Raw genomic sequence first — 1,642 nt, 5'->3', positions numbered from 1 at the left:
AAAACCCGGTTTCTGCCCACATCGTTGAGTTAAAAGAAACCGGGTTTTTTACGATATTTAAGGTGACAACGAATTATTTCGAGAAAAACCCGGTTTCTGGCCACCTTCAGTTATCCTGGCTTACGCTGAAATAGCTTGGCTATCGAGTTTACCAAAAGTTCTCGCGGCATAAATCGGGGCATATTTACGATGAGTGGATTGGGGAATCCGCCCGTCACGACGTTAGACTGATTTTTCTCTAAAGCTTTGAGTGCATCTCGCACTACTTCATCGGCGGGGACGAGTTTTTGCCCGCTGCTAGATGCTAGGGATGCCGGAAATTCTGCTGCTTTAAAAAAATCGGATTCTGTGGGGCCCGCACAAAGTGCTAAAACCCGAATTCCTAAATCTTTGTTTTCCGCCCAAAGTGCCTCGCTGAAACTCAAGACAAAAGCTTTAGTTGCTGCATAAATTGATAAATACGGCATCGGTTGAAAGGCTGCAATAGAAGCAACATTGATGATACTTCCCGATTTTCTATCCCGCATTCCCGATAAAAATAAGTGCGATAGTTCAACTAATGCTACAATATTCAGTTGCAGAATTCCTACTTGTTTTGCTAAAGGGCGATCGGCAAAAGCACCATAATCCCCAAAACCCGCATTGTTCACCAACAAATCAACCGTCCAACCTTTTTGGGCAACCGCATCAAATACAGCAGTGGTGGCTCCTGGCGCAGTCAAATCTTGAACGATAATTTCGACCAAAATATTGAATTCCTGTTGCAGTTTAGCAGCTAGCTGCTGCAATTTGGCTTCGGAACGAGCTACCAAGATTAGATTGTGCTGGCGTTGGGCTAATTCGATGGCAAAGGCTGCGCCTATTCCGCCTGAAGCACCGGTGATTAAAGCAGTTGGCATGAACTTAATTTAGATTATTTGATTGGGGCTTTATATATTTTAACAATTATCTCGTCTAGCAGCCTGTAGAATAATTAAATAGGGAATAGGTGAGTTTTATGGGGCGTCTTACCGATCGAGCTTTTGACATTTTACGGGCCCAAGTTGACAAGTGCGCGGCTGATGATGCTCTAGCGGGTGGGGTTTACCGCAAGATGGTGATGAAGCGGCTGGAAAAATTGCGATCGCAAAACGGCACTTTCGCATCCAGAGAAGAAATCCGCGATACTTTCAAAGACGAATTTCCCAACTTCAGCGAAGAAGCTCTCAAAGCTGCTGTTAAAGCCAACCGCGCGCCCGGATTTTTTGATAAAATCATCTGGGTTGGCGGTTTGCTGGGTGGCGCAGCGGGGATAATTTGGCTGATTAACCTGCCTTTCCCGATGATTCGGTGGCCCGTGGCGAAAACTATGCCGATATTGCTGCTGCCGAGCTTTATTAGTATTATAAAACTTTATTAAGTTTGTAAGCAGTAGTAAGCAATAGTAGTATCATATAGTCAAAATGGTCAACTGAGAGAATTATTGCGAGCGTCCAAAAATGGAGAGTCTGAATGCAACTAGCAGAGAGGCACATCATTAAATCCACCGAGAATCGTTTTGTTAAAATTGACGAATTAGCCTTTAAATCCAAAAATTTGTACAACGCGGCTAACTACCTTATCCGTCAAAGTTTTGTCTATGGATGGGGTTATATCAATTACA

The 1,642-nt window shown here is 43.8% G+C and carries 2 protein-coding genes and 1 pseudogene; 2 read left to right on the top strand and 1 reads right to left on the bottom strand.

All coding sequences use genetic code 11. The features are described from left to right. Nucleotides 1–110 precede the first annotated feature (110 nt). On the bottom strand, nt 111–899 hold the full coding sequence (locus JGK07_RS32765; RefSeq protein WP_293193907.1) for an SDR family oxidoreductase: 789 nt from the start codon (nt 897–899) through the stop codon (nt 111–113). 98 nt (nt 900–997) lie between these two features. Here JGK07_RS32765 and JGK07_RS32760 point away from each other — a divergent pair, with 98 nt between their 5' ends. Both JGK07_RS32760 and JGK07_RS33355 read left to right on the top strand, forming a co-directional pair. Further along, nucleotides 998–1,399, top strand: a complete 402-nt coding sequence (locus tag JGK07_RS32760) for a hypothetical protein (protein WP_293187083.1) — start codon at nt 998–1,000, stop codon at nt 1,397–1,399. Between the two features lie 92 nt (nt 1,400–1,491). Then, nucleotides 1,492–1,642: pseudogene (locus JGK07_RS33355) on the top strand (RNA-guided endonuclease TnpB family protein); the annotation flags it as partial.

Source organism: Microcoleus sp. PH2017_24_DOB_U_A (genome assembly GCF_020738205.1).
In the GTDB taxonomy this organism is placed as follows: domain Bacteria; phylum Cyanobacteriota; class Cyanobacteriia; order Cyanobacteriales; family Microcoleaceae; genus Microcoleus.
The sequence above is the reverse complement of the archived record's forward strand: the minus strand, read 5'-3'. Positions and strand labels throughout refer to the sequence as shown.

What these genes read in the sequence shown, in the direction of transcription:
- JGK07_RS32765 (WP_293193907.1), bottom strand. Translation starts at nt 899, where the DNA reads ATGCCAACTGCTTTAATCACCGGTGCTTCAGGCGGAATAGGCGCAGCC.
- JGK07_RS32760 (WP_293187083.1), top strand. Translation starts at nt 998, where the DNA reads ATGGGGCGTCTTACCGATCGAGCTTTTGACATTTTACGGGCCCAAGTT.